Consider the following 18,299-nt stretch of genomic DNA (forward strand, 5'->3'; position numbering starts at 1 on the left):
TTATTGCCGACAACAGAGCTTTGGAGCGCCGTGCGTCCGGATAGACGCACAAACAACGCGCCAACTCATCAGCTCTGCGCATCATGCTTTCCGAACATCGATTCCGATTTTCGGAGCATCAGGCCAGATCACGATCCGGCTGATTGACGAAGATCAGCACCGCCAGCATGGTCATGTAGAATTTGAAGGCGGCGTCCTGGCCGTTCCATGTGCTTGACTGCCACATGGCGAACCATTCGCCGCCAACGACCATGAAGCCCAGGAACCAGACCAGGAAACCCATGGTGGCGCCGATGACGACGAAGCCCTTGGCGTCATCGAACTGCCGGCCCGAACCCTTGCGTGCCTGCCAGAGTTGCAGTGCGGCGATCAGGAACAGCACGCAGGTCAGCGCCTCGCCGAAGATGATCAACCAGTAGCCGACGGTCCACAATGTCGGACTGGTGATCGAGCGATACATCAGCGCGTTGCCCGGGAAAGTGGTGTCCATGCTCAGGACGTGCTGGACGAAGGCGAAGTTGGAGCCGTAGTCGGTGATATTGCCGAACGCCACCAGAAAGGCGAAAGCTGCAAGACAAAGACACATCACGATCTTAGAGAGACGCCAAACCATGGCAAAAACTCCTTCAAATGGCAGACCGGGGCATCAGCCAGATCAATCACCGAGTCTCGGCGGCGGCGCAACTGCCGAGACGATCGAGGTGACGTTGACCGGCTCGGCGCGGATCCATGCCGGCAAGGCGGGGTTGGAGGGTGTGCTCGGCACGCTTGCGCTTTCGCCACAGTGCCAGACGGGCGACGTGGTGACGGTGTCGGCAGACGGCGCCAGTCACGACTTTGCCGTGCTGCGCCGCCGCTGGATCGTTGGTGCAGCGGGCAACCGGCTCGAGATCAAGCTCGACTATCCGGCGCGTGGCCGGTAGGCCGCTCAGGCCACCTGCCCCATGCGCCGCGCCGCCATGCGCTCCAGCGCCGACAGCGCGTCATAGATCAGAACGGCAAGGGCCGCGACGATCAGCCCGCCCTGCAGGACGAAGGCCAGATTGTTGGATTGCAGCCCGGCGATGATGACCTCGCCGAGGGTCTTTGCGGCAACGGTCGAGCCGATGGTGGCAGTGGCGAGACTGATGACGACCGACAGCCGGATGCCGGCGAGCATGACCGGCAGGCAAAGCGGCAGCTCGACCTTGCTGAGGCGCTGCCAGCCGGTCATGCCGGCGCCGCGGGCCGCCTCGACGATGCTGGGCGGCGTGGTGGTGAGGCCGGTCAGCGTGTTTTCGAAGATCGGCAGCAGGCCGTAGAGGAACAGCGCAATCAGCGTCGGCTTCTCGCCGAAGCCGACGGCGGGAACGGCAAGCGCCAGCACCGCGACCGGCGGAAATGTCTGGCCGATATTCACCAGGCTGCGCGACAGGGGCAGGAATTCGGCGCCGATTGGCCGGGTGACAAGGATGGCGAGCGCAACCGCAACGACGATCGCCGCAGCGGTGGCGATGGCGACGGTGCGCAGGTGCAGCAGCGCCAGCGACAGCAGGCTGCCCTGGTTGTAGATCGCCGGTGCGCCATTCTGGGTCAGCGGCCTGAGCAGCGGCTCGAACCACAGCGGATTGCTCAGGAACGCCACCAGCAGTGCCAGCAGGCACAGCCGCAGCAGCAGCGGAAGCCAGGCCTTCATTGCGGCCTCGCGGCACGTTTCACAAGGCCTTCGACCGTCACGCGGCCAAGGGCAGCACCATTTTCGCCCGTCACCGGCATGGCGGGGCGTCCCGACCACAACAGCTCGGCGAGCGCATCTCGCTGGCTTGCCCCGGCACGGATGCCCTCGCCTGCCGCCGGTCCCGGCTCGACGGCATCACCGACGGTGCCGAGCGACAGAAGCTTGAACGGACGGTCGAAGGCACCGATTAGCGTCTCGACGAAATCGCTGGCGGGATTGGCCAGGATCTCGGCCGGTGTCGCATACTGGACGAGCTTGCCGGCATCCATGACGGCGATGCGGTCGCCGAGGTGAACCGCCTCCTCCATGTCGTGGGTGACGAGGATGATGGTGGTGCCGAAGCGCTTCTGGATCGCGAGCAGGTCTTCCTGCGCCTTGGTGCGGATGATCGGGTCGAGCGCGCCGAAAGGTTCGTCCATCAGAAGCACGTTGGGCTCGGCGGCGAGCGCGCGGGCGACGCCGACACGCTGCTGCTGGCCACCCGACAACTCATGCGGATAACGCGGGCCAAAGGCTGCGGGATCGAGTTGCAGCAAGGCCAGCAACTCGTCGACCCGCGCCTTGATGCGCGCGGCGTCCCAGCCGAGCAGCGCGGGAACGGTGGCGATGTTCTGCGCCACGGTACGGTGCGGAAACAGACCATTGCCCTGGATGGCGTAGCCGATGGAGCGGCGAAGCTCATGGCCCGGCACCGAGCGGTTGTCGATGCCGTCGAGCCTGATCGTGCCGGAGCTCGGTTCGACCAGACGGTTGATCATGCGCAACAGCGTCGTCTTGCCCGAACCGGAGGTGCCGACGATCACGGTGACCGTGCGCGGCTCGATGACCATCGAGACGTCGTCGACGACAGTGGTCTCGCCGTAGCGCTTGGTGATGTGGTCGATTTCGATCATGCGGCAGCCACTTCGGTGGATTTGCGGGTCGCAACGGTTTCGACCACTGCGTCGAGAATGATGGCGGCGGCAAAGGCCAGCGCCACGGTCGGCACGGCGCCGAGCAGGACAAGATCCATCGCCGTCTGGCCGACGCCCTGGAAAACGAAGACCCCGAAACCGCCGCCGCCGATCAGCGCGGCGATGGTGGCAAGGCCGATGTTCTGGACCAGCACGATTCGGATACCGGTCAGAATGACGGGAAAGGCGAGCGGAAACTCGACGCTGCTGAGCCGCTGCCAGCCGGTCATGCCCATGCCGCGCGCCGCGTCATTGGCTGCACGCGGCACGCCGGCAAGACCGACGACGGTGTTGGCGACCACCGGCAGCAGCGAATAGAGAAACAGCGCGACGAAGGCCGGTGCAGCACCTATGCCGCGAATGCCGAGTACTGAGGCGCCGGGAACATTGGCGGCGACCCAGCCGAGCGGCGCGATCAGGATGCCGAACAGCGCAATCGACGGAATGGTCTGTATGATGTTGAGCACGTTGAGCACGCCGTCCCGCAGCGCCTGGACACGGTGACACAGGATGCCGAGCGGCAGGCCGACAAGGGTGGCGGCAAAAAGCGAGCCGAGTGCCAGTTCGACATGACGCCGCGCCTCGTTCCAGAAACTGTCGGCGCGATTGGCGTATTCCCTGAGGATCGACAGACTGTCCCATTGGCCCGAGGCGAGCAGAAGCCAGATTGCCGCGGCGGCGATGCCGAGCACGACGACGCGCCCGACCGGCGACAGCCGCAAGCGGGTCAGGACATCGGCGAGCAGAAGCGTGAAGGCAAAGATCAGGAGCCAGAAGCCGGAAGCCGGCGATATCCGGGCGAAGCTGTTGCCTTCGGGCGTCAGGTGGCTGCCGGCGACGCCGATCAGCAGGGCGAGCGACGCAAGCGCCACGACAGCAGCACCAAGCCGTGCCGCCAGAGGCGTCCTGAACAGCGCAACGAGGCCGGCGGCAACCAGAATGGCAAGCAGTATCGCGCCGAGCGGCTGCGGCAGGGCCTCGATGATCGAACGCGGCTCGCCAGCGACGATGCGGTTGGCGCGGAAAATGGCAAATGGCGCCCAGAAGGCGCCATGACAGGCGATCAGGGCGATCACCACGCCAAGCTTGTCGAACCTGATGCTCACGACTGCGATGCGTCCCCTCTTCCCTTGGCGCCCCCGATGCATGCCCCCGTCAATCCTGCGATTGTCTCACGGGATCAGGCACGCGGTGCCTGTCCTGCAGCGCCGGGCGTCCGAACAGGACACACGGCACCGCAAGCGAGCACGCGCCTGAAGAGCTTACTTCAGAAAGCCGTTCTTCTTCAGGAAATCTTCGGCGACGGCCTTGGCCGGTTCACCGCCGACCTGGACGCGGCCGTTAAGCTCCTGCAGCGTGACCAGATCGAGCTTCTCGAACACCGGCTTGAGCAGCGTTTCGATCTCCGGATGCTCCTTCAGCACGGCCTCGCGGATGATCGGCGCCGGCTGGTAGACCGGCTGCACCCCCTTGTCGTCGTCGAGCACGACGAGGCCGGACGGCGCGATGCCGCCGTCGGTACCATAGACCATGGCGGCATTGGCGCCGTTGGTCTGGTTGGCGGCCGCACCGATCGTGGCGGCAGTATCACCGCCGGAGAGCGTGATCAGCTGTTCGGGCTTGAGGGTGAAGCCATAGGTGGTCTGGAAGGCCGGAAGGGCTGCGGCCGAGTTGACGAATTCGGACGACGCGGCCAGCACGACGGTGCCGCCGCCGGCGACATATTTGCCGAAGTCGCTGAGCGTGGCGAGCTTGTTGGCCTCGGCCACGTCCTTGCGCAGGGCGATCGCCCAGGTATTGTTGGCGGGCGACGGCGACAGCCAGACGATCTTGTTGGCGTCATAGTCGAGCTTCTTGGCGGTCTCGAAACCCTTGGCGGCATCCTTCCACAGCGGATCGTCGGCCTTTTCGAAGAAGAAGCCCGCATTGCCGGTGTATTCGGGATAGATGTCGATCTCGCCTGCGGTGATCGCCTTGCGCACGACGGGCGTCGCCCCGAGCTGGATGCGGTCGGTGGTGGCGATGTTGTTGGCGTCGAGCACTGCCTTGATGATGTTGCCGAGCACGCCGCCTTCGGTGTCGATCTTGGACGACACCACCACCTGGGCGCTCGCGGCACCCGTGGAGAGGCCGAGCGCGATCGCCGCAGCCGCGATGGATTTCTTGTACATAATGAAAAGCCCCTTCTCACTTCAGGATTTCGGTGGCCGCATATGAGCATGGCGACCCAGCTTCCGTCGGAGCACACGGTTTCACAATGCGGCGGGGCTGCGCAATATTTTTTTGAGTATCAAAGAAAATCGGGAGGAGATCCTCCCGACAACGTCTTGTCAGGAGCCGCCTGTCAGGAGGGCTGGCGGCGCTGTGCGAGGGACAGCGTGGCGAGTGCCGCAAGACAGATGGCGCAGACCGGGAAGACGATCCAGTTGAGCGTGTCCCAGCCATAGGCGTTGTAGACCGCGCCCGACATCAGCGAGGCGAAGGCGACGGCGCCGAACAGGACGAAGTCGTGGAACCCCTGGACCTTGCTCTTCTCGGACGGGCGGTAGGCGGTCGAGACGATGGCGGTGGCGCCGATGAAGCCGAAATTCCAGCCGAGGCCGAGCAGGATCAGCGCCGTCCAGAACTGCCACAGTGCGATGCCCGACAGGGCGACGATGGCGCAGGCGATCAGCAGCAAAAGGCCGAAAGCGACGACACGCTCGGCGCCGAAACGCTGGATGACGCGGCCGGTGAAGAAGCTGGGACCGAACATCGCCATGACGTGCCAGGAAATGCCCAGCGTCGCCTCGTCAGGCGAAAAACCGCAGCCGACCATGGCCAAGGGCGCGCCGGTCATGACGAAGCTCATCAGCGTGTAGCTGCCGACGGCGCAGGTGAGTGCAGCGGCGAAACGTGGTTCGGTGACGATCTCCTTCAGCGGCCGCGCGCCGGCCTCCGAAGCTGGCTGGTGATCGTGAACCGGTTCCTTGACCCTGAGGAAGGACAGGATGATGGCGCCGACGGCGGCCAGGCCGATGATCGAGGCGAAGGAGCCGGCAAACATCACGGGCGCGAACAGCTCGCGCGTGAAGATGACGATCTGCGGCCCGATGATGGCGGTGATGATGCCGCCAGCGAGCACGAAGGAGATCGCATTGGCCTTGAACTGGGGCGGCGCATTGTCGGCGGCGGCGAAGCGGAATTGCTGGACGAAGGCACCGCCGGCGCCAAGCAGCACGAGGCCGAAGACGAAGAGCCAGAACTCGGCACGGAACAGCGCGAGCGTGGCGACCGCGCCGCCGATGGCGGTGACGGCGGTGCCGAACATGAAGCCGCTGCGCTGGCCGATCCTGCGGATGATGGCCGCCGCCGGCAAGGCGCCGATCGCCAGACCCAGGCTGAAGCCGGTGATGGGAAGGGTCGCCAGCGACTTGTCGGCGTCGAGCAGATAGTAGCCGGCGAGACCGCCGATGGCGAAGGAGATCGGGGCGGCGGAACCGATGATGGCTTGCGATGCGGCGAGAATATAGGCAGTTCGCCGCGCTTCGCGTTCGCCACCGGTCATAATGCGTCCTTGCCCTTGCCTTCGCCGCGCAGCTTGCGCGAGACACGATCCAGTACGGCGTTGACGAGCTTGGGCTCGTCTTCGATGTAGAATGCCTTGGCGATGTCGACATATTCCGACACGATCACCGCCACCGGCACGTCCTGGCGCTTCATCAATTCATAGACGCCGGCGCGCAGGATGGCGCGTAGTGTCGAGTCGAGACGCGACAGCGGCCAGTCCTCGGTCAGCGACTGGCGGATGACAGGATCGACGACCTTCTGATTTTCGACGACGCCGGCAAGGATAGCGCGGAACCACTGGGCGTCGGCCTCGCGGTAGAGCGCGCCGTCGACTTCCTTGCCGAGGCGGAACGCCTCGTATTCGGCGGTGATTTCGAGCAGGCCGCTGCCGGCCACGTCCATCTGGTAGAGCGCCTGGACGGCGGCCAGACGGGCAGCGCCGCGCTTGTTGGCGTGGCGGACTGGCGGCTGACCGTTATCTTCGGAAGACGTCACGAGCGGGCTGCTCCGAGTTTTTCGCGCACGGCGATCATAGTCAGGGCCGCGCGCGCGGCAAAGCCACCCTTGTCGCCTTCGGTGCGGCGGGCACGCGCCCAGGCCTGGTCGTCGTTTTCGACCGTCAGAATGCCGTTGCCGATGGCAATCGACTCGCCGACCGACAGATCCATGATGGCGCGGCAGGATTCGTTGGCGACGATGTCGAAATGATAGGTCTCGCCGCGGATGACGGTGCCGAGGGCGACGTAACCGTCATAATGGGTGCCCTCGTCGTCGGCCGCATCGAGCGCGAACGAGATCACGGCCGGGATTTCAAGCGCGCCGGGAACCGTGATCACGTCATAGCCCGCGCCGGCGGCATCGAGTGCGGCCTTGGCGCCGTCCAGCAGCGCGTCCGAAAGGTCGTCGTAGAAGCGCGCCTCGACGATGAGGAGCTTCAGTTTCTTGTCGTTGGCCATGTAAAATCTCCGGCAGGAGCGGCTGACTTAGGCCGAACCGGATGAGTTCGCAAGCGAAGTGTTAAGGCCTGTGGCAGGAAACCGCTGTCCAGCGAGCGGCGCCAGTGTCCGGCGTCAGCGCCCGGCGTCAGAGCCCTTCCCTTGCCGCCTCGGCCAGGCGCGCGGCATAACGCGCCATGGTGTCGATCTCGAGATTGACCCGGTCGCCGACCTTGCGCTCGCCCCAGGTCGTCACCTGCAACGAATGATGGATCAGCAGCACGTCGAAGCGGGTGGCCTCGACCTTGTTGACGGTCAGCGACGTTCCGTCGAGCGCAACCGAGCCCTTGGGCGCGATGAACCTGGCCAGCTCGCGCGGCGCCTCGAGGCGGAAGCGCACCGCTTCGCCCTCGTCCTCGCGGGCTATGATCTCGGCCATGCCGTCGACATGGCCCGACACGATGTGGCCGCCGAGCTCGTCGCCGATCTTCAGCGCCCGCTCGAGATTGATCCTGCTGCCGGCCTTCCAGTCGCTCGCCGTGGTCAGTCGCAGCGCCTCTTCCCAGGCCTCGACCTCGAACCAGCGGGCGTTTGAGGTTGCCTCGGGCAGCGCGACCACGGTCAGGCAGACGCCGGAGCAGGCAATCGAGGCGCCGATGTCGATGGTCTTCGGATCATAGGCGGTGTCGATACGCAGGCGCACGCCCTGGTCGAGCTGGGCTGCGGACGCGACTGTGGCCACGTCGGTGACGATCCCGGTAAACATCAGATTTCCCTTATCCATTCGGCGAAGCTGTCTTCGCCGTAGCGCGCCTCGCGCACGAGCGTGAACTCTGCCGGTATATGGTCGCGGCCGATGGGGGCCGCAATACCGTCGGCGCCGATGGCCTCGGGGCCGTAGAACAGTGCGATACGGTCGACCAGCCCCTCGTCGAGGAAGGCGCGCGCGGTGTCGGCGCCGCCTTCGACGATGATGCGCGACATGCCCTGGTTGCCGAGATCCTCGAGCAGCTCCGGAAGGGCGACGCGGCCATCATAGGTCTCGGTGGCCAGGAACTTCACCCCGGCGCGTTCCAGCTCCGCCCTGTTGGCGGCGTGGCTCTCGGAACAGGCGGCGACGATGACCGGAACGTCGGAGGCCGAGCGCGCCAGTTTCGAAGTCGCGGGCAGCCGGATGAGCCGGTCGAGCACGATGCGGGCCGGCGACCGGCTGCGCAGCCCGGGCAGGCGCACGGTGAGCTCGGGGTCGTCTGCGATGGCGGTGCCGATGCCGATCAGGATGGCTTCGCATTCGGCGCGCATGACATGGACCTGGCGGCGGGCGATCTCGCCAGTGATGCCGATCTGCCCCTCGCCGCGGCGGCCGATCATGCCATCGGCGGAAAGCGCAAGCTTCAGAATCACTTCCGGGCGCTTTCTCATCGAACGATTCATGTAACCGGCGAGCTGGTCGGCGGCCTCGCGGGCCAGAACGCCCTCTTTGACTTCGATGCCGGCTGAGCGAAGGATCGCGTAGCCCTTGCCGGAAACACGCGGGTCGGGATCGCTGGCGGCGCCGACGACACGGGTAATGCCCGCGTTGACAAGCGCGTTGGCGCAAGGCGGGGTGCGACCGTGATGGGCACAGGGCTCGAGCGTGACATAGGCGGTGGCGCCGCGCGCCAGCTCACCCGCCTCGGCGAGTGCTTCGGCTTCCGCATGCGGCCGCCCGCCAATGGCGGTGACGCCGCGGCCGACGATGACGGGCCCATTGCCGTCATCACGGACGATGAGCGTGCCGACCGCCGGATTTGTCGATGTCAGTCCGAGATGCTTGCGCGACAGCCTGATTGCGGCCGCCATGAAACGGCGGTCTGTCCTGTCTTGCCCGGATGCACTGATATCGACCATCGTTCAGCTGGCTTCCTCGTCGCCCTTCAGTTCGCCCAGCACCTCATGGAAGTCCTTGGCCTCGCGGAAATTGCGGTAGACGGATGCAAACCTGACATAGGCGACGTCGTCGAGCGTCTTCAGCGCCTCCATCACCAGGCGACCAATCTCGCCCGACGGAATCTCGGTTTCGCCGGAGCTTTCGAGCTGGCGGACGATGCCGGTCACGGCGCGCTCGATGCGCTCGGGATCGACATTGCGCTTGCGCACCGCGATCTCGACCGAGCGAGCCAGCTTGTCGCGGTCGAACGGCACCTTGCGGCCGGTCTTCTTGAGCACGACGAGGTCGCGCAGCTGGACCCGCTCGAAGGTGGTGAAGCGGCCGCCGCAGACCGGGCAGATGCGCCGGCGACGGATCGCGGCACCATCCTCGGCCGGACGCGAGTCCTTCACCTGCGTGTCTTCAGACTGGCAATATGGGCAACGCATCGTTCAGCCTTGTCATTCGAATCCCCGACTGGAAAAGGCTTAATGCATCCTCCGGAAAAGCAGAAGCCCCATGCCGGGATGACCGGCACGGGGCTTCGAAATGTGGAAGGCCCTTATGGCCCCGGATCAGCCGAGATAGGGATAGAGCGGGAAGCGCTCGGTCAGGCTGACGACCTTCTGCTTGACCGCCGCTTCGACGGCAGCGTTGCCCTCGTCCGAATTGGCGACCTTGAGGCCGTCCAGCACTTCGGTGATCAGCTGGCCAATCTCGCGGAACTCGGCTTCGCCGAAGCCCCGCGTGGTGCCTGCCGGGGTGCCGAGACGCACGCCCGAGGTGACGAAGGGCTTTTCCGGGTCGAAGGGAATGCCGTTCTTGTTGCAGGTGATGTTGGCGCGGCCCAAAGCTGCCTCGGCGCGCTTGCCGGTGGCGTTCTTGGGGCGCAGGTCGACCAGCATCAGATGGTTGTCGGTGCCGCCCGAAACGATGTCGAGGCCGGTATCCTTGAGGCTTGCGGCCAGCGCCTTGGCGTTGGCAACGACATTGGCGGCATAGGTCTTGAACTCGGGCTTCAGCGCTTCGCCGAAGGCAACGGCCTTGGCGGCGATGACATGCATCAGCGGGCCGCCCTGCAGGCCGGGGAACACGGCCGAGTTCATCTTCTTGGCGATGTCCTCGTCATTGGTCAGGATCATGCCGCCGCGCGGACCGCGCAGCGACTTGTGCGTGGTGGTGGTGACGACATGGGCGTGCGGCAGCGGCGACGGATGCACGCCGCCGGCGACGAGACCGGCGATGTGGGCCATGTCGACCATCAGATACGCGCCGACTTCATCGGCGATCTCGCGGAAGCGCTTCCAGTCCCAGATGCGGGAATAGGCGGTGCCGCCGGCGAGGATCAGCTTCGGCTTGTTCTCGCGGGCAAGGCGCGCGACCTCGTCCATGTCGAGCAGGTTGTCGTCCTTGCGCACGCCATAGGAGACGACCTTGAACCACTTGCCGGACATGTTGACCGGCGAGCCGTGGGTCAGGTGACCGCCCGAATTCAGGTCGAGGCCCATGAAGGTGTCGCCCGGCTGCAGCAGCGCCAGGAACACTGCCTGGTTCATCTGGCTGCCGGAGTTCGGCTGGACATTGGCGAACTTGCAGTCGAACAGCTTCTTCGCGCGCTCGATGGCGAGCTCTTCGGCGACGTCGACGAACTGGCAGCCGCCATAATAGCGCTTGCCGGGATAACCCTCGGCATATTTGTTTGTCATGATCGAGCCCTGGGCCTCGAGCACGGCGCGGGAAACAATGTTTTCCGAGGCGATCAGCTCGATCTCGTGGCGCTGGCGACCGAGCTCGTTGCGGATCGAGCCGAAGATCTCGGGATCAGCCTCCTCAAGCGGGGTTCCAAAGAAGGTTTCGAGGTGTTTCGAAGCGGCCATCGGTTCTGATCCTTGCTGTTCCGGGGACTGGTCCGGAGGGGCATCGGGGAAGTTCGGCGGCCATTAACATACTTGCCCCAGCGTCGCCACGTGCGGTGCGAAATTTCGTGGTCGCATTTGGACCAAACGGCCACTGCGACCGAAAAAGGGGCAGGTCCACGGAGCGATAGCGCGGGATAACGCCGGGACCGCCTTGCGATGAGCTTGACCTGCAAGGCCCCCCAAGCAGTATGCCGCCATGCAAAAGATGTCGCTCGAATTGATGCTGCGCGGCGAGCAGCAAAGCCCGCTCTGGCCTGACAGCACGCTGGGGAAAATCGGGCGCTTCCTCGGAACACCGGATCGCTGGGACTTCGCGAACGAAAGCTTCTTCTCGTGCCAACTTGGTTACGCTGACTTCGAGATCAATCTTCAGGCACGCGACAACCAGGTTGTCGTGACCAGGTTCTGGGTGGAACTTTGGGAAACGCCGGAAGGCGAACCGTCACCCAAGAAGACACGCATCCGCCTCGCACGCGGGATCAAGGTGGAGCTGGGCCGCGTCCAGCCCGGGCTTGCGCTTGCCGATGCCCGGACTTTGCTGAGTTCGATCGCAACGACGCATCCGAAATTGTCAAAGAGTTCAGGACAGCGTCAAACGCCGAGCTGTTGTTCTTCCGGGGGCAGGATGCGCCGGTGCTGATGGAAGTGCACTTCTTCTCGGCGGACGAGCAGCAGCATCCATTCGCCAATGTCGGCACCGATACGAAAAAGGCCGCCCCGAGGGACGGCCTTTCGAAAGGTCGCTGCGGCCCGGTCAGAGAGCCGAGGTGATCTGCAGCTCGTCGACGCCGTCGCGGCCATAGATGTCGTCGCGGAACTGCACGACACCATCGCCGGTCGACCATGCCGAGACGTAGGTGAAATAGACCGGCACCGGGTTGGTGACGGGGACCGGGGTGTTTTCGCCCGACTTGATGGCCTGCTCGAAATGCGAGCGACTCCAGCCCGGCGTGTCGCGCAGGATCCAGGTGACGAGGTCGCGCACGTTCTGGACGCGGACGCAGCCCGAGGAATCGAAGCGCATCAGCTTGCCGAACAGGCTCTGCTGCGGCGTATCGTGCATGTAGACGCCATCCGGGCTCGGGAAGTTGATCTTCACCGACGCCATGGCGTTGTTGGCGCCCGGATCCTGGCGAAAGCGGTACTTCGCCGCCTCTTCGGTCGACCAGTCGACATTCATCGGATCGACTTCGCTGCCATCCGGCGCAAACAGGCGGATCTTGTTGTCGGTCAGATAGTTCGGGTTCTTGCGCATCAGCGGGATGATGTCCTTGCGGACGATCGACACCGGTGCGTTCCAGTACGGGTTGACGACGATCTCGTTGATCTTCGAATTGACGATCGGCGACTGGCGGTCGACCTTGCCGACGATTGCGGTGTGGCGCAGCACGACGCGGTCGTTTTCGACAGCTTCGACCTGGGCGGCCGGAATGTTGACGTTGACATAGCGCTGGCCGAGCGTGCCGGCCTGGGCCTGGATGCGGCCGAGATTGGTCTCGAGCTGGCCGAGGCGGATCTGGGCGCTGATGTTCATCGCCGCATAGGTGTACTGGCCCATGACGCCATCGTCAGGCAGGCCGTGGCGTGCCTGGAAGCGCTTGAGGGCGGCATCGACATAGGTGTCGAACGAATCGGAAAGGCCGGCGCGCGGCGACAGGTCGCCCGAAATCATCAGGCGCTTGCGCAACACCTGGACATCGGGATCCTCGACGCCGAGGCGGAGCTTCTTGGTCGCCGGAACGACCGGCCAGCCGCCCTGGGCGACGATGTTCTGATACTGGGCAATCGCCTGCTGGGTAAAGGCTGCTGTCTGCGCGGTGAACACCGGCAGCGTGCTGGCGACCTTGGCGCCCTGGCTGACGCGGGCATCGAACTGGTCGTCCCAGTTGCCGCGGCGCGACGAGCCGAGAACTTCGCCGATCACGTCCTGGGCACTGGCTGCCCCCGACAAGGCTGCCATGGCGATCGCGCCGGCACCGGAGAGAAAGAAACGGCGGCTAGTTTTCATGGACGTTCCAGACATATTCGCGCAACACAACCGGCAGGAAAACTCCCGCGACGACGATATGACGGCCATACTTAACAATTAGCCAACCATAACCCGGCATCACCGACACGTGAAACGCGACTTCATCGCACGGGTTGCTGACGGCCGAACAGGCAGATCTGGCACATCACAGCTTTTCCGATAGTCATTCGAATATGGCGGCAACATGGCTGGCGCACCTTCCATTGGATGTCGGCGCGCTAAAAAAGGAAGGACCGGTGCATTTCTGCAACCGGCCCTGCGACTGGAGGTCGTTCCTTTTGGGTGGAAACGCTTACATGCGGTAAGCGATGGTGTCGTTCCAGAAGCGGTCGAGGCGCTGCAGGGCGCGGTTCATCTGCTTGAACTCGTCGGTGTTGATGCCGCCGACATGCTCGATCGAACCGACATGGCGGTCATAGAGGCCGGCAACGACCTCGGCCACGTCCTGGCCCTTCGGCGTCAGGCTGACACGGACCGAGCGACGGTCGATGCGCGAGCGCTGGTGATTGATGAAGCCGAGCTCGACAAGCTTCTTGAGATTGTAGGAGACGTTCGAGCCGAGATAGTAGCCGCGTGAGCGCAATTCGCCGGCGGTCAGTTCCGCATTGCCGATGTTGAAGAGCAGCAGAGCCTGGATCGCATTGATGTCGCTGCGGCCGTTGCGATCGAACTCATCCTTGATAACGTCAAGAAGACGACGATGAAGTCTTTCAACAAGCTGCAGGGATTCCATGTAAAGCGAACGGATCGCTTCGTTACGGTCCTCGGAAACCATGGCGGGCTTGGCCGCCTGACGCGAATTGATCATTGTCTTTGCCTCTCTGTTTTCGCCTGGTGACTTTTTTGTTTGATGTCACCTTGATCGCGAACTTATCGAATACCCATAAAATTCGACTTAAACGTCAGGCTTAACAAGGGCTTACCGAGGACAGGTTTCGAAAGAGGGTTAACGAAACCCACTTCGAGTAAGAATAATTAACCTTGTATTTTACGGAGTGTCGGCCAACGCACTGAAAGCGTTGGCCGGAGCAATTCCAGGAAAGCCGTGAGGCGGCATTCCGCCCGGAGTTGCGCGAAACAAAAAAAGACGGAGATCGTCCGCGGTCCGAAGGAAAGCGGAAACGCCCTAATGCGCGGCGCGGCGCCTTTTCAGGTGCAGGACAACGCGGAAGGCCGCGTAGATCAATGCCACAGCAATGTGGGAGACGACGATCAGCGGCCTGTTGCCGAACAGTTCGGGGAAACCGGCATACATCACGACTTCGGTCGCAGCGCAGATGAACCAGATGACCGGCCCCCAGGATGACAGCATCCACAGGCCGATGGCGGCAAAGGGGAAAAACACCGACAGCGTCACCGCCGCGACCTGCCAGTGGATCGGCATCAGGTCGAAACGCCAGAGCGGGCCGTCATAGAGACCGATCAGGCGCACCCAGTAGAGGATGCCGAACAGCAGGCAGTAGCCGGCCACCACACGCAGGAACAGGGCGAAGGCGCTTTCTATCGCCGACGGGTGCATCTCGCGCAGGCGGCTTGCACTGTCGGTCACAGGGCAAGTTCCCGGTCGCCGAGCGTTTCGAAATAACGGTCGATGTCGAGCGGGTCGACATCCTCGAGCCGGGCCGGATGCCATTGCGGCGTCGAGCCCTTGTCGATGAGCACCGCGCGGATGCCTTCATAGAAGTCGCGGCCGGCGAGCATGCGGTTGAGGATGCGGAACTCCATCCGCATGCAGTCCTTCATCGACATGGTCAGGCCGGCCCTGACCTGCCGGAAGGCAACCGACAGGCTGGTGGGCGAACGCTGCAGGATGGTGGCGAGCGTCTTTTTGGCGAACTCGCTCGAATCCGTCTCCAGGCTGGCGATGACGTCGGACAGCATGGGCGCGGAGAAATGCTGGGCAATCGCTTCCAGCGTCTCGCGCTCGGTCTCGCGCTTGGCCGGCCGGAAGAAGTTGCGCAGCACCGCCTCCGTGTCGCCGGTCTCGCACAGCCGCTCCAAGAGCCCGATCTGGCCGTCGGCCGAGATCGTGTGCGTCGCCAGCCCCGACCACAGCGCGTCGCCGTAGCGGATCCTGTTGCCGGTCAGCGCCAGATACATGCCGAAATGGCCGCCGAGGTCGGGCAGAAGATGGCTGCCGCCGACGTCGGGGAAGAAGCCGATGCCGACTTCGGGCATGGCGAACTGCGCATTTTCGGTCATCACCCGGTGCGAGCCGTGACAGGAGATGCCGACCCCGCCGCCCATGACGATGCCGTCGATGAAGGAAATGTAAGGCTTGGGATAGCTCTGGATCTGGGTGTTGAGCCGATATTCGTCGGCGAAGAAGTCGACCGGCGGATTGCCGGCGAGACCGGCGTGATAGACGTGCAGAATGTCCCCCCCGGCGCAAAATGCCCTGCCCTCGGCCTTGACCACGACGATGGCCACGTTGGGGTCGACTTGCCAGGCGGTGAGCGCGCGCGACAGCGCCAGGACCATCTTGTGGGTCAGCGCGTTCAGCGCCTGCGGCCGCGTCAGGGTGACGATGCCGGCGGCTCCGGAGCGCTCGAAGCGGATTTCGTCGTCGCCGCCAAAGTCCATGTCCACTGGAATCCCTCACATCAGGCTGAGTGTGCAGAGCTAATGGGCAGCGCATGGGTGCGTCAATGCCGCAGGTCACATCCTGCATCTTGGTCTTGGGCAAACCGGCATGCTAAAAACTGCACAATTGCCGGAGACTACCGATGAACAAGTTTACCCCAGCCAAGCCAGCGGGCGCCCGCAGCGTCGACGAGATCACCGGCAGCCGCCGCCTGCGCCGCATGCGCAAGGCCGACTGGTCGCGCCGGCTCGTCCAGGAAAACCGCCTGACGGTCGACGACCTGATCTGGCCGATCTTCATCATCGACGGTGAGAATCGCAAGGAACCCATCCCGGCCATGCCCGGTGTCTATCGCATGTCGGTCGATCTCGCCGTCAAGGAAGCGGAGCGCGCGGCAAAGCTCGGCATTCCGGCACTTGCCACCTTCCCCAATGTCGAGATGGGGCTGCGCGACCAGACCGGCGCGCACATACTGGAGCGCGACAACATCATCAACCGCGCCACCCGCGCCATCAAGGCAGCGGTGCCGGAGATCGGCATCATCACCGACGTCGCGCTCGACCCGTTCACCAGCCACGGCCATGACGGCATCCTGCGCGACGGCATCATCGTCAATGACGAAACTGTCGCCCAGGTGGCAGCCGCCGCCGTGCTGCAGGCCGCGGCCGGCTCCGACATCATCGCCCCTTCCGACATGATGGACGGCCGCATCGGCGCCATCCGCGACGCGCTCGACGACAACGGTTTCCATGATGTCGCGATCATGTCCTATGCGACCAAGTTCGCGTCGGCCTTCTATGGCCCCTATCGCGAGGCGATCGGCACGCAGGGCCTGCTCAAGGGCGACAAGAAGACCTATTACATCGACCACGCCAATTCGGACGAAGCGGTGCGCGAGGCCGAGCAGGACCTCGCCGAGGGCGCCGACATGCTGATGGTCAAGCCCGGTCTGCCTTATCTCGACATCACCCGCCGGCTGAAGGACGAGTTCCGCGTGCCGACCTTCGCCTATCAGGTGTCGGGCGAATATTCGATGATCAAGGCAGCCAGCGCCAATGGCTGGATCGACGGCGAAAAGGCGATGCTCGAAAGCCTGCTCGCCTTCAAGCGCGCCGGCTGCGACGGCATCCTGACCTATTTCGCGCCCGAAGTGGCCGAGATGCTGAAGGGCTGAGGCGAGAGCTTCCCCGACAGGATTTCTGCCCTCGCGCGCCGGGATTCTTGAATCCGGCGCGGCAATTCCCATTTGTTTTCCGGCGCGGGCAATCTCGTCCGCCGATAGAGGAAGTCATGACCGCACGCGTTCTGGACGGTGAAATCATCAACAGCAGGCTCGACGACAGCCGCGCCTATGACGGCGTGCGCACCCGCCGCATCCTGGCGTTCCTGGTCGACTATCTGATCGTCGGTCTCCTGATGATCCCCTTTGCCATCGTCATCTTCTTTCTTGGCGTGCTGACGCTCGGCCTCGGCTGGGCGCTGTTCGGCATCCTGTTTCCGGCTGTGGCCCTCATCTATATCTGGATGACGCTCGGCGGCCCGAACCAGGCCACCACAGGCATGCGCATGATGGGCATCCGGCTCGACCGCCTCGACGGCAGGCCGATCGACGGCCTTCTGGCGGTGGTTCATTCGGTGCTGTTCTGGGCCGGCAATGTCGTTCTGACGCCGCTGGTGCTCCTGGTGTCGCTGTTTTCCGACCGCAAGCGCACGCTGCATGACCTGCTGCTCGGCACGGTGGTCAGCCGCAGCGACAGCTAAAATTGCCATTCGGCGAGTCAAAACCGGCACTTGCGCCAAAATGTGAAGGCAAAGATTGGGCCTGCCTTCACATTCATGTTGAATTTTTCGCCGGCAGCGCCAAGCTAGGGAACATTGATTGGGAGTCTTCCTGACGCTCGATGACGCAGCATCCGACCCATTCCCCTCAGTTCTTCCTGACGGCGCCGTCCCCCTGCCCCTATCTCGAGGGTCAATTCGAGCGGAAGGTCTTTACCCATCTCGTCGGTGACAAGGCGCCCGAGATGAACGACCTGCTGACGCAAGGCGGCTTCCGCCGCTCGCAGAACATCGCCTATCGCCCGGCCTGCGAGACCTGCCGCGCTTGCGTCTCGGTCCGCATCCTGGCCCAGGAATTCAAGGCCACGCGCAACATGCGCCGGGTGATCGAGCGCAACTCCGACCTCGTCGGGGCGATGCACGACGCCGAACCCTCGACCGAGCAATATTCGCTGTTCCGTTCCTATCTCGATGCCCGCCACCGCAGGGGCGGCATGTCCGACATGACGGTGCTCGACTATGCCATGATGGTCGAGGACACCCATGTCACCACCAAGGTGATCGAATATCGCCGCCGCGGCCCCGATACCTTCATCACCGGCCAGGGCCAGGGCGAGCTGATGGCAGTGGCATTGACCGACCAGATGTCGGACGGCCTGTCGATGGTCTATTCCTACTACAATCCGGAAATGGACGAACGCTCGCTTGGCACCTTCATGATCCTCGATCATATTGCCCGCGCGCGCGCCATGGGCCTGCCCCACGTCTATCTGGGCTACTGGGTCAACGGTTCGCGCAAGATGAACTATAAGGTACGCTTCACACCTCAGGAGCATCTCGGCATGAAGGGCTGGGAGCGCTTCGAAGGCGACATCTGAGCACGTCCGGCCCGTTTCCACGCTGCCGTCGACCATCTGGCAGGGGA

General features: G+C 63.9%; 21 protein-coding genes. 5 read left to right on the top strand and 16 right to left on the bottom strand.

Going from position 1 to position 18,299, the window contains the following annotated elements; all coding sequences use genetic code 11:
• Positions 1-118: 118 nt before the first annotated feature.
• Complete coding sequence (locus tag N7E70_RS19980; protein ID WP_067962961.1) at positions 119-613, bottom strand: DUF2165 family protein; 495 nt, start codon at positions 611-613, stop codon at positions 119-121.
• Between the two features lie 88 nt (positions 614-701).
• Here N7E70_RS19980 and N7E70_RS19985 point away from each other — a divergent pair, with 88 nt between their 5' ends.
• Positions 702-923: a hypothetical protein gene (locus N7E70_RS19985; protein WP_263007373.1), complete on the top strand. Its 222-nt coding sequence runs from the start codon at positions 702-704 to the stop codon at positions 921-923.
• Positions 924-928: 5 nt separating this feature from the next.
• On the opposite strand, the gene N7E70_RS19990 is transcribed toward N7E70_RS19985, so the two are convergent.
• The 11 genes from N7E70_RS19990 to glyA all read right to left on the bottom strand — a co-directional run bounded on the left by N7E70_RS19990 (position 929) and on the right by glyA (position 10,940).
• Positions 929-1,675 carry an ABC transporter permease gene (locus N7E70_RS19990; protein ID WP_263007374.1) on the bottom strand — a complete coding sequence of 249 codons (747 nt, stop codon included), beginning with the start codon at positions 1,673-1,675 and terminating at the stop codon, positions 929-931.
• Positions 1,672-2,610 carry an ABC transporter ATP-binding protein gene (locus tag N7E70_RS19995; protein ID WP_263007375.1) on the bottom strand — a complete coding sequence of 313 codons (939 nt, stop codon included), beginning with the start codon at positions 2,608-2,610 and terminating at the stop codon, positions 1,672-1,674. Before N7E70_RS19995 ends, N7E70_RS19990 begins: the two co-directional genes overlap by 4 nt.
• Entirely contained in the window at positions 2,607-3,818 is a 1,212-nt protein-coding gene (locus N7E70_RS20000) for an ABC transporter permease (protein WP_263007376.1), read from the bottom strand. The genes N7E70_RS19995 and N7E70_RS20000 overlap by 4 nt, the downstream gene beginning before the upstream one ends.
• Positions 3,819-3,932: 114 nt before the next feature.
• On the bottom strand, positions 3,933-4,841 hold the full coding sequence (gene osmF, locus N7E70_RS20005; RefSeq protein ID WP_263007377.1) for a glycine betaine ABC transporter substrate-binding protein OsmF: 909 nt from the start codon (positions 4,839-4,841) through the stop codon (positions 3,933-3,935).
• Positions 4,842-5,014: 173 nt separating this feature from the next.
• On the bottom strand, positions 5,015-6,217 hold the full coding sequence (locus N7E70_RS20010; protein WP_263007378.1) for an MFS transporter: 1,203 nt from the start codon (positions 6,215-6,217) through the stop codon (positions 5,015-5,017).
• Complete coding sequence (gene nusB / locus N7E70_RS20015; protein WP_331461944.1) at positions 6,214-6,621, bottom strand: transcription antitermination factor NusB; 408 nt, start codon at positions 6,619-6,621, stop codon at positions 6,214-6,216. Before nusB ends, N7E70_RS20010 begins: the two co-directional genes overlap by 4 nt.
• 89 nt (positions 6,622-6,710) lie before the next feature.
• The gene (gene ribH / locus N7E70_RS20020) at positions 6,711-7,175 is read right to left on the bottom strand and encodes a 6,7-dimethyl-8-ribityllumazine synthase (RefSeq protein ID WP_067962980.1); all 465 of its coding nucleotides are present in this window, start codon (positions 7,173-7,175) and stop codon (positions 6,711-6,713) included.
• A 127-nt stretch (positions 7,176-7,302) separates the two neighbouring features.
• The gene (locus tag N7E70_RS20025; protein WP_067962983.1) at positions 7,303-7,920 is read right to left on the bottom strand and encodes a riboflavin synthase; all 618 of its coding nucleotides are present in this window, start codon (positions 7,918-7,920) and stop codon (positions 7,303-7,305) included.
• On the bottom strand, positions 7,920-8,996 hold the full coding sequence (ribD, locus tag N7E70_RS20030) for a bifunctional diaminohydroxyphosphoribosylaminopyrimidine deaminase/5-amino-6-(5-phosphoribosylamino)uracil reductase RibD (protein WP_269441410.1): 1,077 nt from the start codon (positions 8,994-8,996) through the stop codon (positions 7,920-7,922). The genes N7E70_RS20025 and ribD overlap by 1 nt, the downstream gene beginning before the upstream one ends.
• A gap of 51 nt (positions 8,997-9,047) precedes the next feature.
• Entirely contained in the window at positions 9,048-9,512 is a 465-nt protein-coding gene (nrdR, locus tag N7E70_RS20035; RefSeq protein WP_067962991.1) for a transcriptional regulator NrdR, read from the bottom strand.
• A gap of 126 nt (positions 9,513-9,638) precedes the next feature.
• Positions 9,639-10,940 (bottom strand): serine hydroxymethyltransferase, encoded by a 1,302-nt coding sequence (gene glyA, locus N7E70_RS20040; protein WP_067962994.1) that lies wholly within the window; start codon positions 10,938-10,940, stop codon positions 9,639-9,641.
• A 238-nt stretch (positions 10,941-11,178) separates the two neighbouring features.
• Here glyA and N7E70_RS20045 point away from each other — a divergent pair, with 238 nt between their 5' ends.
• Positions 11,179-11,622: a hypothetical protein gene (locus N7E70_RS20045; protein ID WP_263007380.1), complete on the top strand. Its 444-nt coding sequence runs from the start codon at positions 11,179-11,181 to the stop codon at positions 11,620-11,622.
• Positions 11,623-11,736: 114 nt separating this feature from the next.
• Here N7E70_RS20045 and N7E70_RS20050 read toward each other — a convergent pair whose 3' ends face one another.
• The 4 genes from N7E70_RS20050 to N7E70_RS20065 all read right to left on the bottom strand — a co-directional run bounded on the left by N7E70_RS20050 (position 11,737) and on the right by N7E70_RS20065 (position 15,594).
• Positions 11,737-12,990: a L,D-transpeptidase family protein gene (locus tag N7E70_RS20050; RefSeq protein WP_192317024.1), complete on the bottom strand. Its 1,254-nt coding sequence runs from the start codon at positions 12,988-12,990 to the stop codon at positions 11,737-11,739.
• 313 nt (positions 12,991-13,303) lie between these two features.
• Complete coding sequence (ldtR, locus tag N7E70_RS20055; protein WP_154385581.1) at positions 13,304-13,819, bottom strand: transcriptional regulator LdtR; 516 nt, start codon at positions 13,817-13,819, stop codon at positions 13,304-13,306.
• Between the two features lie 318 nt (positions 13,820-14,137).
• Positions 14,138-14,530, bottom strand: a complete 393-nt coding sequence (locus N7E70_RS20060) for a DUF6163 family protein (RefSeq protein ID WP_442866522.1) — start codon at positions 14,528-14,530, stop codon at positions 14,138-14,140.
• Between the two features lie 26 nt (positions 14,531-14,556).
• Positions 14,557-15,594 (bottom strand): enoyl-CoA hydratase/isomerase family protein, encoded by a 1,038-nt coding sequence (locus N7E70_RS20065; protein ID WP_263007410.1) that lies wholly within the window; start codon positions 15,592-15,594, stop codon positions 14,557-14,559.
• Positions 15,595-15,737: 143 nt separating this feature from the next.
• On the opposite strand from N7E70_RS20065, the gene hemB reads away from it, so the two are divergent.
• The 3 genes from hemB (at position 15,738) to N7E70_RS20080 (ending at position 18,252) form a co-directional block, all read left to right on the top strand.
• Positions 15,738-16,769 carry a porphobilinogen synthase gene (gene hemB, locus N7E70_RS20070; protein WP_263007382.1) on the top strand — a complete coding sequence of 344 codons (1,032 nt, stop codon included), beginning with the start codon at positions 15,738-15,740 and terminating at the stop codon, positions 16,767-16,769.
• Positions 16,770-16,885: 116 nt separating this feature from the next.
• A complete protein-coding gene (locus tag N7E70_RS20075) occupies positions 16,886-17,356 on the top strand; it encodes an RDD family protein (RefSeq protein WP_154385584.1) in 471 nt (156 codons plus the stop codon).
• 140 nt (positions 17,357-17,496) lie between these two features.
• Positions 17,497-18,252 carry an arginyltransferase gene (locus N7E70_RS20080; RefSeq protein WP_067963014.1) on the top strand — a complete coding sequence of 252 codons (756 nt, stop codon included), beginning with the start codon at positions 17,497-17,499 and terminating at the stop codon, positions 18,250-18,252.
• Positions 18,253-18,299: the final 47 nt, after the last annotated feature.

Source organism: Aminobacter sp. NyZ550 (assembly GCF_025628925.2).
GTDB lineage: Bacteria > Pseudomonadota > Alphaproteobacteria > Rhizobiales > Rhizobiaceae > Aminobacter > Aminobacter ciceronei.